Genomic DNA, 17,703 nt, shown 5'->3' on the forward strand with positions numbered 1-17,703 from the left:
TTATCGCCCGGTCCGAATATACTCGCCCATCCGTTCCACCTGGCGATGCAAGAGTGGCGACCATGGGAAGCCTGTATTGATGCGGATGTAGTTTTTGAACGCCCCGCTTGGCGAGAAGATCGGCCCTGGAGCGAATTGAATTCCTTCTTCGCTCAGCGCGTGATACATCTTCATCGAGTCGACGTGCCGTGGCATTTCGATCCACAGAACGTGACCTCCCAGCGGTCGCGAGGCCCGAACGCCATCGGGAAAACAGTTTCGCACGGCCCTCAAGGCGTCGTCCATCTGCTCGGCAAATTGCGATCGCACTTTGCGAAGATGCCGATCATAGGCACCCGTTTCCAGAATTTCCGCCGCGACCAATTGGGGGGCGACTGACGTGCACTGGTTCACGACCAGCTTCATCAATTGAAACTGCTGGATATACCGGCCCGGGATACACCATCCCAGACGCAGTCCTGGCGAAAGAGTTTTGCTGAACGATCCGCAGTAGAGAACACGGCCCTGGGTATCGAACGCTTTAACCGCACGCGGCCGCGGCGATCGGAACGAAAGGTCCCCGTAAACGTCATCTTCCACCAGCGGAACCTGGTAGCGATTGAGGATTTCGACCAGACGCTTCTTATTCTCTTCCGGCATCAAGCTGCCAGTCGGGTTCGAGAAATTCGACACGATCGCGCACGCGGCAATGTCGTACTTCCCCATCACGTGGTCGAGATGATCAAGCTGAATCCCTGTTTCCGGATCGCAAGCGACTTCCACCGCTTTCACACCCAGTGACTGTAGCACTTCCAGCAGTGCGTAGTAGGCCGGCGATTCGATCGCGACGATACTGCCCGGAGGGGCGACGCATTTGATCGAAAGGTAAACCGCTTCTTTCGCGCCACTGGTTACCACAATGTCGTCGGGGCTGACGATGTAGCCTGCCTCGGTGCCACGTTTGGCGATCGACTTGCGCAATGCCTCGTGCCCTGGGACGCCATCGTAACCGAAGCAGGCATCGGGCAAATCTCGCATCACCTTCTGATACGACTTGTTCAGCACCCCCAGCGGCATAAGCTGCGTCGACTGGACGGCGGCCCCCAGCGTCGGTTCCGCCCCAGAGCCGATCGCGGCGTTCATGCGTGTCGGGATGTTCGTCTGGATGACGCAGGCCTCGCCGTTGGGACTGGTCGAAGAGAGCTTCGGCAATTCCTCGGGCGGGCGTCGGACGTAGTGCCCCGACTGCGGGCGGACTTCAATCACGCGCCAATCCTCGAGTAGTGCTAACGCGCTTTTGGCTGTGTTCAAGCTCACGCGATGTTCTTCGCTGAGTCGGCGGATAGAAGGAAGCTTCTCGCCGGGCTCAAACGCTCCGGTTTGCACCAAACGGCGAAGCTTGTCCGCCAGTTGGTAGTAGAGCGTGCTCTCTTCATCGGTGGCCACTGCGGCCGCTTTGGGGGGCGTGTTCATCTGTCACCCTTGCTTCGGGCGGAATCTGACAAGGCGTGTTCTGCGCGGGCATCTGTACCCACGGACAATACTGTAATCCAGAACTGTGCCCACAGCTATCGTACCCATAAACTGCTCCCACTAGCAAGTGTTATCACATTTCATACTGAAACAAGGACTGTACCCCTCATGGCGATTGCAACCAATCTTGGCTTTCCACGGATCGGAGCGAAGCGCGAACTGAAGTGGCTGCTCGAGAAGTATTGGCAGGGAAAAATCGGGGCGGAAGAGCTTCTGACCAAGGCCCACGACGTCCGTCAGAACAACTGGCAATGGCAAGCGGACGCCGGCATTCAACAGGTACCGGTGGGAGACTTCTCGCTTTACGACCATGTGCTCGACTGGTCGCAGCGTGTCGGAGCAGTTCCGAATGCCTATCAATCGTCGCAACTGGTCAGCGAATTGGATCGCTACTTCGCGATGGCGCGCGGCACGCAAAAGGGTGTCGACCTGCCCGCTTTGGAAATGACCAAGTGGTTCAACACCAACTATCACTACATCGTTCCTGAATGGACCGAAGACCAGACCTTCCACCTCAATGCCGAGGCCTACCTCAACGAAATCGCCGCCGCCCAGGCCATCGCCCCCAATGCCCGACCGGTGGTCCTGGGGCCCGTCAGTTTGCTGCTGCTGGGCAAGTTGAAGGGAAGTGATGCGTCACCATTGATTCTACTGGAACGACTGCTGCCGGTTTACGAACAACTGCTGGCCAAGCTCAACGAAGCCGGCGTGACCTGGGTACAGTGGGACGAACCGGTCCTGGCACTCGATCTCAGCGAAGAGGCTCAAAAATCAATCCAGAAGAGCCTGGAAGTTTTGTCCCGTTCGTTCGGCAACTTGAAGTTGGTCGTGACCAGTTATTTTGAAGGACTACGTGAAAACCTCGCCTTGGCGTTCTCGCTTCCCGTCGCGGCGGTTCACCTCGACCTTTCGGCAGCCCCGAAGCAACTGGACGAAGCGCTGTCGTTGATTCGCCCAGAACAGTTCCTCTCGCTGGGTCTGATCGATGGGCGCAACGTCTGGAAGAACGATCTCTCGAAAGCATTGGATCTGGCCGAGAAGGCTGCCAAGGCGATCGGTTCCGACCGTTTGCTGATCGCACCTGGCTGCTCGCTGCTGCATAGCCCGGTCGATCTCGCTTCCGAGACGGCGATCGATGCCGAACTGAAGAGCTGGCTCGCGTTCGCTCGGCAAAAGCTGGATGAAATCGCCATCATTACCCAGGCCCTCAACGAAGGTCGCGATAGCGTCGCCGATGCTTTGCGGCAAAATGCCGAGGCAATCCAATCGCGTCGCAACTCGGTTCGAACCCATAATCCAGCCGTGCGACAGCGGATTGAATCGATCACTCCCGAAAGCTTGCTGCGGCAGGGTGCCTACAATCAGCGGCAAGGGGAACAACGCAATCGCTTGAACCTGCCGCTGTTGCCAACAACAACAATCGGCTCGTTCCCACAGACCAGCGAAGTCCGCCAGGCCCGTGCCGCTTTTCGGAAAGGTGACCTGACCGCGGATGCGTATCAAAAGTTCCTTGAAACCGAAACGCAAAGCTGTATCCGTCGGCAAGAGAGCCTTGGCCTCGACGTCCTGGTGCATGGCGAGTTCGAGCGGAACGACATGGTCGAGTACTTCGGCGAACAACTCGAAGGCTTTGTCGTCTCGCAAAACGGCTGGGTGCAAAGTTACGGTTCGCGTTGTGTGAAGCCGCCAATCATCTTTGGTGACATCCAGCGTCCTCACGCGATGACTGTCCCGATGGCCAAGTATGCCCAGTCGCTGACTCAGCGTCCGGTGAAAGGAATGCTGACGGGTCCAGTGACCATCTTGTGCTGGTCGTTTGTCCGCGACGATCAACCGCGCCGCGATACGTGCGAACAAATCGCGTTGGCCATTCGTGACGAAGCGGTTGACCTCGAGTCCTCTGGCATCGGTGTCATTCAGATCGACGAGCCTGCCTTGCGAGAAGGATTGCCGCTGCGTCAACAAGATCAGCCAGGCTACCTGCAGTGGGCAGTAGATGCCTTCCGCCTGGCATCGAGTGGGGTCTCGAACGAAACGCAGATTCACACGCACATGTGCTACTGCGAGTTTAACGAGATCTTGCCATCGATCGCCGCGTTGGATGCCGACGTGATTTCGATCGAGACGAGCCGCTCGAAAATGGAACTGCTCGACGGGTTCGGCGACTTCCAGTACCCCAACGAAATCGGCCCTGGCGTCTACGACATCCACTCGCCACGCGTTCCTTCCACCGACGAGATGGTGGGGCTATTGCGGAAGGCGGTCGACCTGATCCCTGCCGAGCGATTGTGGGTTAACCCAGATTGTGGGCTGAAGACCCGCGGATGGGTGGAAGTGGAAGCGGCACTGAAGTCGATGGTGGAAGCGGCCCAGCAGGTTCGTTCGCTGCTGGCTTAAGTGTCCGGGCTGTGAACTAAGTTTTTGCACGCCCCGTATAGGAAAAACCTACGAGGGGCGTGCATTAATTCTTGGCTCTAGACGTTGAAAATGCTGGGGTTTCGTGTCAAATTGGATGTTTCCCTGCCAGCACATTCCTTCCTCAGTCCAGCCCAAAAGGTCCCACCTCCATGAAGTTTCGTCGTTTCGAACTCCGCTCGCTGTCCCTATGCCTGGCCCTCACCTTCGTGGGGATGCTTTTCATGAGCTCGATGTCGCAAGCCGAAGAGAAAGAGTCGACTCGCAAACTCCGCCACCTGGTGGTCTTCAAATTCAAGGAATCGGCCAAAGCTGAAGATATTGAAAAGGTCGAAAAGGCCTTTATCGCCTTGCCTAAGCAGATTCCGGTCATCAAGGAGTTCGAGTGGGGCACCAACAACAGCCCTGAGATGCTCGACAAAGGTTTCACCCACTGCTTCCTGGTCACCTTTGCCAGCGAAGAAGACCGTGCCGCCTATCTGCCGCACCCAGCTCACCAGAAGTTCGTTTCGGTGTTACGTCCACACCTGGATGAAGCTTTTGTGATCGATTACTGGGCTGACTAAGCAATCAGATGGCTTCGGCCGCCGGTTCTAAGCAATTCAACGGAGAGCGACCCTACCCTTGTGGCTGGCGTCGCTATTTTTATGCGCCTCGTAGAATGGGCATTTCCACCGATTTAGGGAGCGATCTCTATCGCTAGGCGATTTCTTTCTGAAAATCGATCGCGGATCGCAAACTTGGGATTGGACGTAAGTCCTCTGATTCTCTATTCTTTTTTCAGGAACAATCAGTCGAATTCTGCGGTATTTGATTGCCGCCGCAAACCACAAGCGTTCGATATTCGTACTGATTACACATTCCCAACGACCACGATTTCTTCGCCTATGCGACCTTATTGGCTTTACCTACTGCTGATTCTTGCACTCTTGATGCCAGGGGCACGCCCTAGGTACATCAGTGCGAGTATCGCGTCTGGTGCTCCGGTCGAAGGCATTCCGACGACCGATACATCGGAAACGGAAGAACAAGAGGTCAACGAGAAGACGGTCAGTTCGCGGCATCGGCTTTCTTTGACCGCCACGCGAAGCCTTGATCCACGACCGGTCGTTCAACGCCAGAGATTTCCGCGTTCTCTGTCTGCTGTCCCTGGCATTGTGCATCAATCGCACAACGGATTTGGTGGCGATATCACCTGCTAGGTAAAACTGGGCCGCTGCGCGCAGTTGCTGAATCTTTTTTCGTCGGCACTCTGCCTATCTCTGGCGGCCCCCCTGCTTTGGTCTGTTCTGGCTGATGCTCCGCACGCTCGGCCTGGCAAGCCATGCAATCTTTGGTCTGTTCACGACACCACGTCGCCCATCGATCAGGCCCCCCCTGGTACCTGAATTCGTTCGACCGCCCCGAGACAGCGATAGGCAAGATCTATGCGTAATTTATTTGCTGGCGTAACTCATTTTCAAAACAAGACCTACCCACAGATGCAGCCCCGCTTCGAGGAGTTGGCCACCGGGCAGAGTCCCGACGCGTTGTTCATCACCTGCAGCGACTCCCGCGTTGTCCCCGAACTGCTTACCGGTAGTGACCCTGGCGAACTATTCGTCATTCGCAACGCCGGCAACATTGTCGGTACGAAAGACGAAGCCGACCTGGGTGTGGCTGCCACCATCGAATATGCCGTCAAGGCGCTGAAGGTGCCGCAAATCATCGTCTGCGGACATGCACGCTGCGGTGCGATGCAAGGCTTACTCAATCCATCGGCCGTCGAAAGCCTCCCGGAGGTCGCCAAGTGGGTTTCGCTTTCTGCGGAAGCACTCAACGACACCAGCGACGACTCCGACGACGACCGCCTCACCCAGTTGATCCAGGCCAACATTCGCCTGCAACTTCGCAACCTGATGACCTTCCCGGAAGTTGCCGAAAGGGTCGAAGCCGGCACGCTGCAGCTTCACGGTTGGTTGTATGACTTCGTCACCGGCAAGGTGAGCGTCGTTTCGTTGGGCTCGAGTCAATTTGTCGACTCCGTTGCTCACATGGCCTAACCCAAGCTCCAATTTTACGGAAGCACCACTCATGGCTACGCAAGAAACCTCACCAGCTCAAACGGCGGGATACTTCTCAGGAACCTTTCGAAAAGACTTTGTTTCGTCGATTGTTGTTTTCCTGGTCGCCTTGCCGCTGTGTATCGGTATTGCGGTGGCCGTAGGGGTCAATCCAGCACGAGCTTTAATTACCGGCATCATCGGTGGCCTGGTCGTTGGCTGCTTTAGCGGTTCGCCGCTGCAAGTGAGCGGACCAGCGGCCGGCCTCTTTGTGATCGTGGCGGATTTGATCGCCTCGCAAAAAGCAAAGTTCCTCGGCTTTTATGCAGGCCCGCAAGAATCGGCCGATGGCCTGTCGATGACGTACGCCCTGGCAGCCCTCGGTTTCGCGGTGCTCCTGGCGGGCGTCCTGCAAATTGTGGCCGGCAAGTTGTTGATCGGTCGCTGGTTCCAGGCAGTCTCGCCGGCAGTGATCAACGGCATGCTGGCGGGGATTGGCGTGCTGATTATCGTCAGCCAGTTTCATGTGATGCTCGATCACGAAGCCCTCTGGCATGGTCACAAGGCCCATGGTGGTCTGGAATACATGGCCACGATTCCCGAGGCAATCTGGAAGTGCTTCGACCTGCAAGGGACCGGTCCTTCGCATCACCTGGCGGCAGCTATCGGGATTATCACCATCCTGACGATGATGCTTTGGCAAGGCTTCGCCCCAAAGAAATTGAAGCTGATTCCATCGGCGTTATTGGGGATTGTGCTGGCGTCGATCGTGGCGGTCGTCTGGAACTTCCCCCTAAAGAATCTGGCGGTTCCCCAAAACCTGCTGGACGAAGTCTCGTTCCTGAACTCGACTTCCCACTGGACTTCGGTCATCACCGATCCGGCCGTCTATACCACCGCGTTGGTGATCGCCCTGGTTGCGAGCGCCGAAACACTGCTTTGTGCCACGGCGATCGACAAGATGAAGCCGGGACATAAAACCAATCACGACAAGGAACTCACCGCCCAGGGAATCGGCAACATGCTCTGCGGACTGGTTGGCGCCCTGCCGATGACCGGCGTGATCGTGCGAAGCTCGGCCAACGTGAACGCTGGTGGGCAAACTCGCGGGGCAACCATTATGCACGGTGCCTGGCTGTTGCTGTTCATCGTGCTGCTCCCTTCGATCTTGACGCTGGTGCCACGGGCCGCCCTCGGGGCGTTGTTGGTCTACACTGGTTTCAAGCTGGTCAACATCAAGCAGATCAAAGAACTGTTTCGGACTGGGTGGACCGAGTTCGGAATCTACCTGACGACCGTCGTGCTGATCGTCAGCTTCGACCTGCTGATCGGTGTGGTGGCTGGGATTGTGCTTTCGGCGGTTAAACTGCTGGTGACCTTCACCAGGTTCGAGACCGACCTATTTATCACGGAAGAAGAAAAGAAGGCGACCCTCGCCTTGCACGGCGCGGCCACGTTCTTACGGCTTCCGGTTTTGACGGAACGCCTGGAAGAGATTCCGGCGGAAGTCGAACTGACGGTCGACCTCAGCAATTTAACCTACATCGACCATGCCTGCTTCGAGGCACTTCTCGATTGGGCCAAGCAGCACGAGAAGACTGGCGGCAGCCTGGTCATCGACTGGCGTTTGCTGCATGGCAAGTTCCAGAAGGAAATGGATGTGCGGCAGTTGGAACCCCGTGATAGCGTCGAACCTCGGAAACTTAGCGGCAAACCGTCAACCAAGACGGCTACGGCTTAGCCCCCCGGTTTAATCGATACGACCTACATAACGCACATGCTTACAGATCACCTGAAAGGGTGTTTACGTTAAGAGTGTGTAAATATGAAAAAGTCGAGGTCTAACATAACCGTTCCCGGAGGTCTGGTTTCGAGCGAACGCGACCGCTGCCAGCCCCATGCATGAGGGTTTTTCTGTGGGCAACGGTTGCACCCAACCTATTGCTAGCACCACTTATTAGGGTTGCACCGGATTTCCGTTCAGCCTCTATGGCTTGGGCAAGTCTTTCTGATTGTGCGCGTTGCTCGGCATCTGCCAATTCTGCCGTGATTTTTGATTCTTGCGCACTGTTTGAAATCGATCTGACGCTCGTAAGACCCGTTCCGATTATCGCAACTAACGGCATTGGTCATTTCTGCTCAGGATGAGCGACATTCGTGAAGTATGGAAACCGCACGATGAAAACGAGCTGGACGTTTCGCGCCCTTGGAATCTGTTTGGGCGCATTAGTCCCTGCTTTGGGCTACTCCCAAGAACCTTTCTATAACGCGCCCAATAGCAACTACGCCGATTCGGCAACGCAATACCAGTCGATGTATTCGCAGCCACCGCAATCGTATGCGGCCCCTGACGTTCCCCAGGCCCTTCCCCAGGTGGACGACATCTCGGCTGCTTCCTACTACAACCTTCTGGAACGCGTCGAAGCTCTGGAAGCCGAGAAGGCGGAAGAAGCTTGCAAGGAGGTCGATCTGATCGCCAAGCCAACCCAGAAGTGGTCTGGCCGTGTGCACTTCGACTATTGGAACTTCCCCGATGAATCGGCCCTGCCGAACTACATCGAAACCGGAAACCCCAACGATGGTCCTGACGACTTCATCGGTTTCCGCCGTTTGCGATTTGGTGTCGGTGGCGATGTCTGGGAAAACATGAACTATAAAATCGAGATGGAGTTCGCCGATCCCGCGAACCTGGCATTCAAAGATGCCTATCTCGGTTGGACACAGCTGCCATTTCTGCAAACCGTGCTGCTCGGTAATCAGAAGCGTCCTTACGGTTTGGATCACTTGAACTCCAGCCGTTACAACGTCTTCATGGAACGTCCGTTCGTGATCGAAGCGTTCAACCAGGATGCTCGACGTATCGGTCTGCAGTCGTACGGCGTTTCGGAAAACGAATCGTGGAACTGGCGTTACGGTTACTTCCTGATGGACGACCTGGCGAAAGTCGGTCACCAGTACGATGACAACTACCAGTCAGAAATCGCTGGCCGTCTGGCCAACACGATCTGGTACGACGAAACTTCCGGTGGCCGTGGTTATGCTCACTGGGCGATCTCAGGTTCGGCTGCCTTCCCTGGCAGCGGCGGCGACGATCGCTTCACCACCCGTCCAGAATCGCGTACCAGCGAAAAGTGGTTGGACACTGGCTCGCTGGGTGCCTCGAACTATCAACTGGTCGGCCTGGAAGGTGTGCTGAACATCGGCGCCTTCTCGCTGGTCGGTGAATACCAAACGGTTCACGCCAATCGCTCGGCTGCTCCGGACGTCAACTTTGGTGGTGGCTATGTCTATGCTGCTTACTGGCTGACTGGCGAATCGACGCCTTGGGAACGTGACTCCGGCACGCTGGGTCGCACCAAGCCGTTCGAGAACTTCTGGCTGGTCAATCGCTGTGATGGCTGCCGCAGCTACGGTTGGGGTGCCTGGCAGGTTGCTGCTCGCTATTCGTATGGCGACTTCAGCGATGCCGATGTCTTCGGCGGTGTTGGCGAAAGTGCCACGCTGGGCGTCAACTGGTGGTGGAATCCGAACGCTCGCGTTCAGTTCAACTACATCAATGGTCGTATCTCGGACCGCGTGATCGCTGGTGCTCCTTCGGACGCCGGTTGGTACGACATGTTCGGCCTGCGATTCATGGTCGACTTCTAAACCGCGACGCGGATGCGAACCTTCTTGCCTGATGCCGATCGTGGCTCAGGCATTCACCCTGATAACAACCAGTCAATAAACCAAATACGGAGAGATCTCCATGAACCGTTACCTCGCCATTCTCGGCCTTGGTCTGCTGATGTACGGCAGCGGGTGCTGTACGACGAAGTGCTGCGTTCCGACCTGCTGCTCGTCGTACGGCAAGACCTGCTCGCCTGAAGTAAAGCAGACTGAAACGAAGCACAACTGCTACGCCGACAAGTGCAAAGACATTTGTATCCCGGCCGTTCGCTTCCCTTGGGAAGACTGCTGCACGCCGCTGAAATGTGGTCGTGTTCGCTCGGTCAAGCAGTTGACCAAGTTTGAATACAAGTGCCCTGACTGCGAAGTCAAATGGAACGTTGTCGACTCGGGCTGCAATTGCGGTCCTGGTGCGTGCGGCCCTGCCGGTTGCGGATGCGGCAACAATTGTGGTGGTGCCTGCGGCATTCCTGCCTGTGGAAGCTTCGCCACCGATGGTACAGCCCCGGCTCCGACCGAAGCCCCAATGCCGCTGCCAGAAATGAACCATCAGGAAAAATCACCTTCCGAGGTTCCTCCGATGCCGCCAGTTGTGATCGAACAAACCACGTACTTCGCGACTGGCCTGTAAACGAGTCTCTCTCCGACTTGATCAGGAATTCCGATCAAGCCCTTGGAGCTTCCCTACTCCAAGGGCTTTTTACGTTCGAACCGGGGCCACTTTGGCCGAACGAAATCTCGAGCTAAAATCGTTCGCTATGGCCGAGAACATCATCTATATCGATTCCCCGCAAGACCCGCAGCTCATTCGCTACCAACGCGAGTTCGAGCGAAAAGCTCATATGCGCGACGGGTATTTCATCGCGGAAAGTCAGTTTCTTGTCCAGCGTTTGCTGGATAGCCCCTTTCCGATTGAGTCGCTGGTGGTCGATGATGCCAGCAAGATCCCGGAACTCCCCGCTCAACGTCAGGGGCAGTTTCCGATCTACGTCCTCAGTCGATCCGATATCAAAGAATTGGTCGGGTACAACTTCCATCGAGGTATCTTGGCCTGTGGGCAGCGACCTCCGCGTCACGAGATCGCCAGCGTCTTCCCCGACGAAGTCCCGGCCACCTCGACCGTGCTTGCTGCATCAAAGATTGGCGACTTCGAGAACATCGGCGCCATTATCCGGGCGGCGTGCGCCTTCGGTGCGGATGCAATCCTTTTAGATGAGGGCTGTGCCGATCCGTTTGCCAAACGGAGCTTACGCGTTTCGACCGGGCACGCATTTAAGATTCCGATCGTCGAATCGCAAGACTTCGCGGCCGACCTGAAACAGCTTCAGTCGCAAGGCTTCGAAACCTTCGCGACCGTTCTCTCTGATTCCGCCACGCCCCTATCTCAGGTCAAGCGAGCCGATCGAAGCATCATCTTGATGGGCAATGAAGGCTACGGACTCGAGGCCGATACGCTGGCTCACTGCACCCATCAGATCACCATTCCAATGCAGCGTGGCAGCGATTCGCTAAACGTGGCGATGGCGAGCGGTATCTTCTTATACCACTTCTGCCATATGCAATAGCGACGCGACTACCAGCGGACAATCTCACCGGAAACCAGTGCACGTCGTCCCGACGAAGTTTCCAGGAGCAATGCTCCCTCGGCATCGATACCGTGACACTCTCCGACAAAGGTGCGTTCCCCTTGCTGCATCTCGACCTGGCGACCTGTCAATAGACAGTGTGAACGCCAATACGGCAACACGCTGGCGAACGACTCGGCGTTCTCTGAACAGAGCGACCGAAACCGTTTCAGAAACTCTAGCAGAACCTCTGGCAGAAAGTGCTGATGATGCGTCACATCGGTCAGGGCGATCGCTCGCTGCTGGACATCGAAGGGTGCTTGTTCGAGCGAGTTGTTGACGTTCACGCCAATCCCGACGCACAGATAAGGACGTCCTTGCTCGCGTTTTTCGACGAGGATTCCACACACTTTGCGTCCCGCGAGATAGACATCGTTTGGCCATTTGACCTGCACCATGTCGCCGTCGGCATATTGCTCCAGCGTCTGACACATGGCGACACCGGCAACGATCGAGCAGCGATGCCACGCCAACGGAGCAATCGGGATATCGGCCTCGCCCATCAAGAGCGAAAACGTCAAAGCCCCATCGGCAGCGAACCAGCTACGCGTGCCCCGTCCCCTGCCCTTGGTTTGCGAGCGAGCCACGATCAACGCTGGCAAGTGGTCGGTGTAGTGTTCAATGCTCGCGAGCGCATGGTCGTTGGTCGACGTGATCTCGTCAAAAACGTCGACGGTCTTCAGGTTCGCTTCCCGCAGGAGCTCTTGCTGGGCAATTTCAGGAAACCAGGCACGCATCGGTTACGCCAACTTGACCATCAAGTCGCCTGTTTCGACCTGGCTGCCTGGCTTGACCAGGACCTGCTCGACCGTCCCTTCGACTTCCGCGTAGACGGTGGTTTCCATTTTCATCGCTTCCAGCGACAGCAGTTTCTGCCCCTTGGCAACCTTCTCGCCAGGCTCGACCGCGATCGTCACCACCATGCCAGGCATCGACGAACCAATCTGCTTCGGATCGCCTGGATCGGCCTTCTGTCGTTTTGGCACGTCCGATTCAAGGTTCTGGTCAATGATGCTGATCTCGCGCGGCTGACCGTTCAGCTCGAAGAACACCACGCGCGAACCGTCGGGGTGCGGATCGCTGATCGTCAGGAACTTCACGATTAGCGTCTTTCCCTTTTCGATATCAAACGCCAGCTCTTCGCCGGGTTCTTGTCCGTAAAAGAAGACCGGCGTCGGCAGCCGACTGGTATCGCCGAAGGCAACCTGATGCTTGGCGAAGTCTTCATACACTTTCGGATAGAGCAAGTACGATACGACTTCGTTCCGCTTTGGGGCCCGGCCGAGCATCTTCTCGACCTTCGCCGTCGCATCTTCAAAGTCGGCGGGAGCGAAGCTTTCGCCAGGGCGCGAAGTCAGGATGGTTTCGTCGCGCATCACTCGCTTCTGCAGTGCTTCCGGGAAACCGCCTGGTGGTTGGCCCATGCGTCCCCCAAGCAGGTCTTTCACCGAAGCGGGGAACGCCAGTTCGCGTTCCGGGTTCAACACGTCCGCAGGCGTCAGTTCATTGGCCACCATAAACAAAGCCATGTCGCCAACCGCCTTCGAGGTTGGCGTTACCTTCACGATGTCTCCCAGCATCTCGTTGACCTGGGCATAGATCTCGCAGATCTCGGACCATTGATCCGAAAGCCCCAGGGCGTGGGCCTGCTGGAAAAGGTTGGTGTACTGACCGCCGGGCATCTCGTGCCGATACAGGTCAGCGGTCGCTGGCAGCACGGTGCTTTCAAACGGCGTGTAGAACTCGCGAACCGATCGCCAGTATTCCGCGACTTCGTCGATTTGCTTCGTCCCGAGACTGCTTTCCTGCGGCGTTCCTCGCAGCATTTCGACCACGGTGTTCAAGTTTGGCTGCGACGTTCCGCCGGAAAGCGGAGCCATCGCGGCGTCGGCGATGTCGAGTCCCACTTCGGAGCCCTCCAGAATCGACGCGGCCTGAATCCCAGCGGTATCGTGCGTGTGGAAGTGGATCGGCAATCCAATCTCTTGCCGGAGGGTCTCGATTAGTTTGCGAGCCGCCTTCGGCTTACAGAGCCCTGCCATGTCTTTAATTGCCAGGAAGTGGGCCCCCATCGATTCCAACTGCTTGGCCAGATCGACGTAGTACTTCAGGTTGTACTTGTCGCGTTTCGGATTGCTGATGTCGCCGGTGTAACAGATCGAAGCTTCGCAGATGCCGCCAGATTCGATCACGGCGTCCATCGCCACTTTCATGTTCGGCACCCAGTTCAAGGCATCGAACACGCGGAAGATATCCATCCCGGCCTGGGAGGCTTCTTCGACGAATGCTTTGACGACGTTATCCGGGTAGTTGGTGTAGCCGACGGCGTTCGAGGCTCGCAGCAGCATCTGGAACAAAATGTTTGGCACCGCCTCGCGCATATCGGCCAATCGTTGCCACGGCGATTCTTTGAGGAAACGCATCGTCGTATCGAAGGTCGCCCCGCCCCACATTTCGAGGGAGAACATATTCGCACAGTTGTGAGCGTACGCCGGGCAGATATTCAGCAAATCGGATGTCCGCACACGGGTCGCCAGCAAGCTTTGATGCGCGTCGCGGAACGTGGTATCGGTGAAGAGCAGTTCTTTCTGATCGCGAACCCACTCGGCGAACTTCGTCACCCCCAGTTCTTTGAAGCGATCGCGCGAGCCTTGCGGCAGCTTTGCATCTTCATCGACGTGCGGCGTCGGAGCCGGATCGCGACGCTTGGAAACGGCACGATCTTTCACCAGCGAGTTGCCGTTGACGGCGATTTCGCCCAGGTACTTCAGCAGCTTCGTGGCCCGGTCTTTTCGCGGGATGAACTGCATCAAGTCAGGTGTTTCGTCAATGAAGCGAGTCGTGCACTTTCCTTCGACAAACGTCGGATGCTTCATCAAGCGAATGAGAAACGGAATGTTGGTCTTCACGCCACGAACGCGAAACTCTTGCAGGACGCGTTCCATACGACGCGAGGCATCAACAAAGCGGCGGCCACGGGCCGTCACCTTCACCAGCAGCGAATCGTAATACGGATGCACGACCGCACCGCTGAACGCACTGCCCGCATCGAGACGGACGCCCATGCCAGCGCCGCTGCGATAATGCGTCACGCGGCCATAGTCAGGCATGAACTTGTTGGATGGGTCTTCCGTCGTAACGCGGCACTGCAAAGCAAAGCCGAACGGCGTGATCGCCGATTGATCTGGGATTCCAATTTCAGGATGCTCGAGCGATTCGCCCTGAGCGACCAGGATCTGCGACTTCACCAGGTCGACGCCGGTGATCTCTTCGGTCACTGTATGTTCGACCTGGATGCGCGGATTGACTTCGATGAAGTAGTATTCGCCGGTTACCGCATCGACCAGAAACTCAACCGTTCCGGCGGCATAGTAATCGACCGCCTTACCAATGGCGACGGCAGCATCGCACAAGCCTTGACGAGTCTTGGGGTCGAGCAGTGGGGCCGGGGCGATTTCGACCACCTTCTGGTGACGACGCTGCACGCTGCAATCGCGTTCGTACAGATGGACCAGGTTGCCATCCTTGTCCCCCAGCAACTGCACTTCGATATGCCGAGCATGCTCGATAAACTTCTCGATGAAGATGTCCGGGCTGCCGAACGCATTGAGCGATTCGCGTTGGGCTTCTTTGAACGAGCCATCAAACTCTTCCGAAGACCGAACGACACGCATCCCACGGCCACCGCCACCTTTGGCCGCCTTTAGGATGATCGGGAAGCCCATCTTCTCGGCCAGTTGGCGTCCGGCATCGACGTTTTCAATCGCCGCGTCGCTACCACCCAGGATCGGCACGCCTGCTTGTTTGGCGACGTTTCGAGCTGCCGTCTTATCACCTAACATTTCCAGGCAACGCTTCGACGGGCCGACGAAGACAATGCCATTCTTCTCGCATGCGTCTGCCAGGTCGGGGTTCTCGGACATGAACCCGTAGCCAGGATGAATCGCATCGATCCCATGCTCTTTGCACAGCCGAATCACGCCAGGGATATCAAGGTAGGCCCGAACCGGTTCGCCTTCGGTTCCGATCAAGTACGCTTCGTCCGCTTTGAAGCGATGCAGCGCGAAACGATCTTCGTACGAATACATGGCGACCGTCCGAATTCCGAGTTCGTGGGCACTACGGAAGATGCGGATGGCGATTTCACTACGATTGGCTGCCAGAAGCTTGGTGATCTTTTTCATAGTCGGCCGTATAGAATTCGCGACTGCCCAGGGACGGGGAAGCCAGACGGGAGAGGTGCAGTGGGGGAAAGCCAGCCAGTATATCAAATCCTAGGCGAAATAAACGAGCGTAAGTCAGACAACAATTTGATCTAATCCGACATGCGAAGTGATAGCATACAGCGATTATGCGGACGATTCGTGCGTTGATCGATCGGCGACTACACGAGCTCGCCAAGCTTGCCCGGCACCGGGATCAACTCGTCTGCAGGGAACCTTCCGGCGGCGTACTCGTTCCAGAGTCCATTGACCCAATCGTCACTGATGTTCAACAGCAGCGATGAAGCGATCAGCCCGAAGTCGTCCGAAACATATCCAGCCAACTCAGGCGACTCGGTCAGCTGCAATGTTTTTAAGAAGGCTGCTTTACGGATCTCTGCCTGGAGGCCTTTGAACGCCGCGGGGACATTCGCTTCAGGAAGCTTTTTTGAGGCCGCAGTCCAAGCACTATCGAAGGGAGCCGTATCGCGATAATCGAGTTTCGCGTCGAGGTCAGCCTCGAACGTGGCCGGAATTAAAAGTTGGTCGGAGTTAATCCGGTCGATGATTGACTGAACTTCCTTCACGGTAACCTTCCCAACTGCAACCGGACAGCGCATAAAAAAGAGAACGAGTTGGCTCACCCGTTCTCTTGCTGGTTATAGCGATCCAATTGGGATGCGTCTACCAAATTACATCCGCGAGATATTGGTCGACTCGGCGAAGTCTTCGTCGTCGATATCCGCATCGCTGCTGGGGGCGGCCCCTGGGTCGCGGAAGCGATAGCCTACGCCACGAACCGTTTCGATAAGGTCGGCGAACTCGGCCATCTTGCGGCGAAGGGCTCGTACGTGAACGTCGATGGTGCGTTCCATCACGACGGTGTCTTCGCCCAAAGCGGCATCGATCAATTCCGATCGATCAAACACGCGGCCAGGCTGGCGAGTCAGCGTTTCGAGCAAGCGAAATTCGCTGCGGGTCAGCTGCAGTGGCTTGCCATGGACGGTGGCACGGTGGCGCCGACGATCGATCGTCACACCCTGACTGGCGACCACGTCGGTGGTTGCCGTTTCGGTCCCACGACGACGACGTTCAAGAGCTTTGATGCGTTCCAGCAGCACCTTCACGCTGAAAGGCTTGGTGACGTAATCATCAGCACCGAGCGAGAAACCGATCAACTGATCGGACTCTTCCGCCTTGGCGGTCAGCATCAGCACCATGATGTCTTTGGTCGCTGGATCGGCACGCAGGCGGCGGCACACTTCCAAACCGTCGACAACCGGCAACATCAGGTCCAAGATCACCATGTCCGGCGTCTTCACTTGAGCCTGGGTCAAACCATCCTGACCATCGTAAGCCGAAAGCACTTCGTAGCCAGCCTGGCGAACGTTGTAAGCCAACACGTCGGCAAGTGCTCGGTCGTCTTCGACAATCAGAATCTTCATTCGGGCCATTTCGTAGGTCCAATTGCTAATACAGAACGGGGAGTTCTAGGAATGACTGGAAGAGCCGACTTCGCCACCATTGGTAAACCGATGACGAACGATGACTCCATCTACCATGTAAATTACGTCGTCCGCGATATTCACCGCGTGATCGGAAATTCGTTCAATGTGGCGACTGGCCGAGAAGCAATGCAGGGCCGGCACCACCTGGTCGGGACGTTCCCGCATGACTTTCTGCAGCTCTTCGATGACTTCGCAGTTCATCCGATCGACCTGGGCGTCCATTCCGCCGACACGAGTCGCGGCAACGCTATCCATGTTGACGAACGAGTCGAGAACGTCGGTCACCATTTGCTTGGTCAGATCGACCATGCGAGCAAGCCGCGGTGGAATGACAAACGTGGGGAACTCGATGACCGACTTGGCCCGCTCCGCCAGGTTGACGGTCAGGTCGGCCATCCGCTCGAGGTCGTTGTTCACCTTCAAAACGGTTGCAATGCGACGCAGGTCGACCGCCACCGGCTGGTGTAAGGCGAGGGCCTTCAGACATTCTTCCTCGATCTGAACTTCCCGCTCGTCGACGATGATATCGAACCGGATTACCTCGTCGGCGATATGTGCGTTGCGTTCAAAGAGGGCCCGGGTCGCCTTTTCGAGCATCTCTTCCACCACGCCAGACAACGACAGCACCTCGTGATGGAGGTGATCCAGGTCGCGTTGCAGGTGAAGAGGCATAGGGTCTTAAATCTCGGGCGCTGCCTGGGATTTGGGTCTGCTCCCAGGCCGAATCAGG

14 protein-coding genes are annotated in these 17,703 nt (G+C 56.7%); 8 read left to right on the forward strand and 6 right to left on the reverse strand.

The window, feature by feature from the left end:
• Positions 1-1,452 carry an aminotransferase-like domain-containing protein gene (locus ABD890_RS19930; RefSeq protein WP_345093862.1) on the reverse strand — a complete coding sequence of 484 codons (1,452 nt, stop codon included), beginning with the start codon at positions 1,450-1,452 and terminating at the stop codon, positions 1-3.
• A 168-nt stretch (positions 1,453-1,620) separates the two neighbouring features.
• Between ABD890_RS19930 and metE the strand changes: the two genes are divergently transcribed.
• From metE to ABD890_RS19970, 8 genes are all read left to right on the forward strand, one after another.
• Positions 1,621-3,909 (forward strand): 5-methyltetrahydropteroyltriglutamate--homocysteine S-methyltransferase, encoded by a 2,289-nt coding sequence (gene metE, locus ABD890_RS19935; RefSeq protein ID WP_345093864.1) that lies wholly within the window; start codon positions 1,621-1,623, stop codon positions 3,907-3,909.
• A 170-nt stretch (positions 3,910-4,079) separates the two neighbouring features.
• A complete protein-coding gene (locus ABD890_RS19940) occupies positions 4,080-4,493 on the forward strand; it encodes a Dabb family protein (RefSeq protein ID WP_345093866.1) in 414 nt (137 codons plus the stop codon).
• A gap of 321 nt (positions 4,494-4,814) precedes the next feature.
• Positions 4,815-5,129, forward strand: a complete 315-nt coding sequence (locus tag ABD890_RS19945; protein ID WP_345093868.1) for a hypothetical protein — start codon at positions 4,815-4,817, stop codon at positions 5,127-5,129.
• A 225-nt stretch (positions 5,130-5,354) separates the two neighbouring features.
• Entirely contained in the window at positions 5,355-5,969 is a 615-nt protein-coding gene (locus ABD890_RS19950) for a carbonic anhydrase (protein ID WP_345093870.1), read from the forward strand.
• A gap of 31 nt (positions 5,970-6,000) precedes the next feature.
• The gene (locus ABD890_RS19955) at positions 6,001-7,710 is read left to right on the forward strand and encodes a SulP family inorganic anion transporter (protein ID WP_345093872.1); all 1,710 of its coding nucleotides are present in this window, start codon (positions 6,001-6,003) and stop codon (positions 7,708-7,710) included.
• A 437-nt stretch (positions 7,711-8,147) separates the two neighbouring features.
• Positions 8,148-9,617, forward strand: a complete 1,470-nt coding sequence (locus tag ABD890_RS19960) for an OprO/OprP family phosphate-selective porin (protein ID WP_345093874.1) — start codon at positions 8,148-8,150, stop codon at positions 9,615-9,617.
• Between the two features lie 100 nt (positions 9,618-9,717).
• Positions 9,718-10,269: a hypothetical protein gene (locus ABD890_RS19965; RefSeq protein ID WP_345093875.1), complete on the forward strand. Its 552-nt coding sequence runs from the start codon at positions 9,718-9,720 to the stop codon at positions 10,267-10,269.
• 127 nt (positions 10,270-10,396) lie between these two features.
• Positions 10,397-11,203, forward strand: a complete 807-nt coding sequence (locus tag ABD890_RS19970; protein ID WP_345093877.1) for a TrmH family RNA methyltransferase — start codon at positions 10,397-10,399, stop codon at positions 11,201-11,203.
• A gap of 8 nt (positions 11,204-11,211) precedes the next feature.
• On the opposite strand, the gene ABD890_RS19975 is transcribed toward ABD890_RS19970, so the two are convergent.
• The 5 genes from ABD890_RS19975 to phoU all read right to left on the reverse strand — a co-directional run bounded on the left by ABD890_RS19975 (position 11,212) and on the right by phoU (position 17,645).
• Positions 11,212-12,000, reverse strand: coding sequence for a biotin--[acetyl-CoA-carboxylase] ligase (locus ABD890_RS19975; protein ID WP_345093878.1), 789 nt, complete (start codon positions 11,998-12,000; stop codon positions 11,212-11,214).
• Between the two features lie 3 nt (positions 12,001-12,003).
• Complete coding sequence (locus ABD890_RS19980; protein ID WP_345093880.1) at positions 12,004-15,447, reverse strand: pyruvate carboxylase; 3,444 nt, start codon at positions 15,445-15,447, stop codon at positions 12,004-12,006.
• Positions 15,448-15,647: 200 nt separating this feature from the next.
• Positions 15,648-16,052 carry a hypothetical protein gene (locus ABD890_RS19985; protein WP_345093882.1) on the reverse strand — a complete coding sequence of 135 codons (405 nt, stop codon included), beginning with the start codon at positions 16,050-16,052 and terminating at the stop codon, positions 15,648-15,650.
• 105 nt (positions 16,053-16,157) lie between these two features.
• On the reverse strand, positions 16,158-16,919 hold the full coding sequence (locus ABD890_RS19990; protein WP_345093884.1) for a response regulator: 762 nt from the start codon (positions 16,917-16,919) through the stop codon (positions 16,158-16,160).
• Between the two features lie 36 nt (positions 16,920-16,955).
• The gene (gene phoU, locus ABD890_RS19995) at positions 16,956-17,645 is read right to left on the reverse strand and encodes a phosphate signaling complex protein PhoU (RefSeq protein WP_345093885.1); all 690 of its coding nucleotides are present in this window, start codon (positions 17,643-17,645) and stop codon (positions 16,956-16,958) included.
• Positions 17,646-17,703 lie beyond the last annotated feature (58 nt).

This window comes from Bremerella cremea, assembly GCF_039541315.1.
Taxonomy (GTDB): Bacteria; Planctomycetota; Planctomycetia; order Pirellulales; family Pirellulaceae; genus Bremerella; species Bremerella cremea.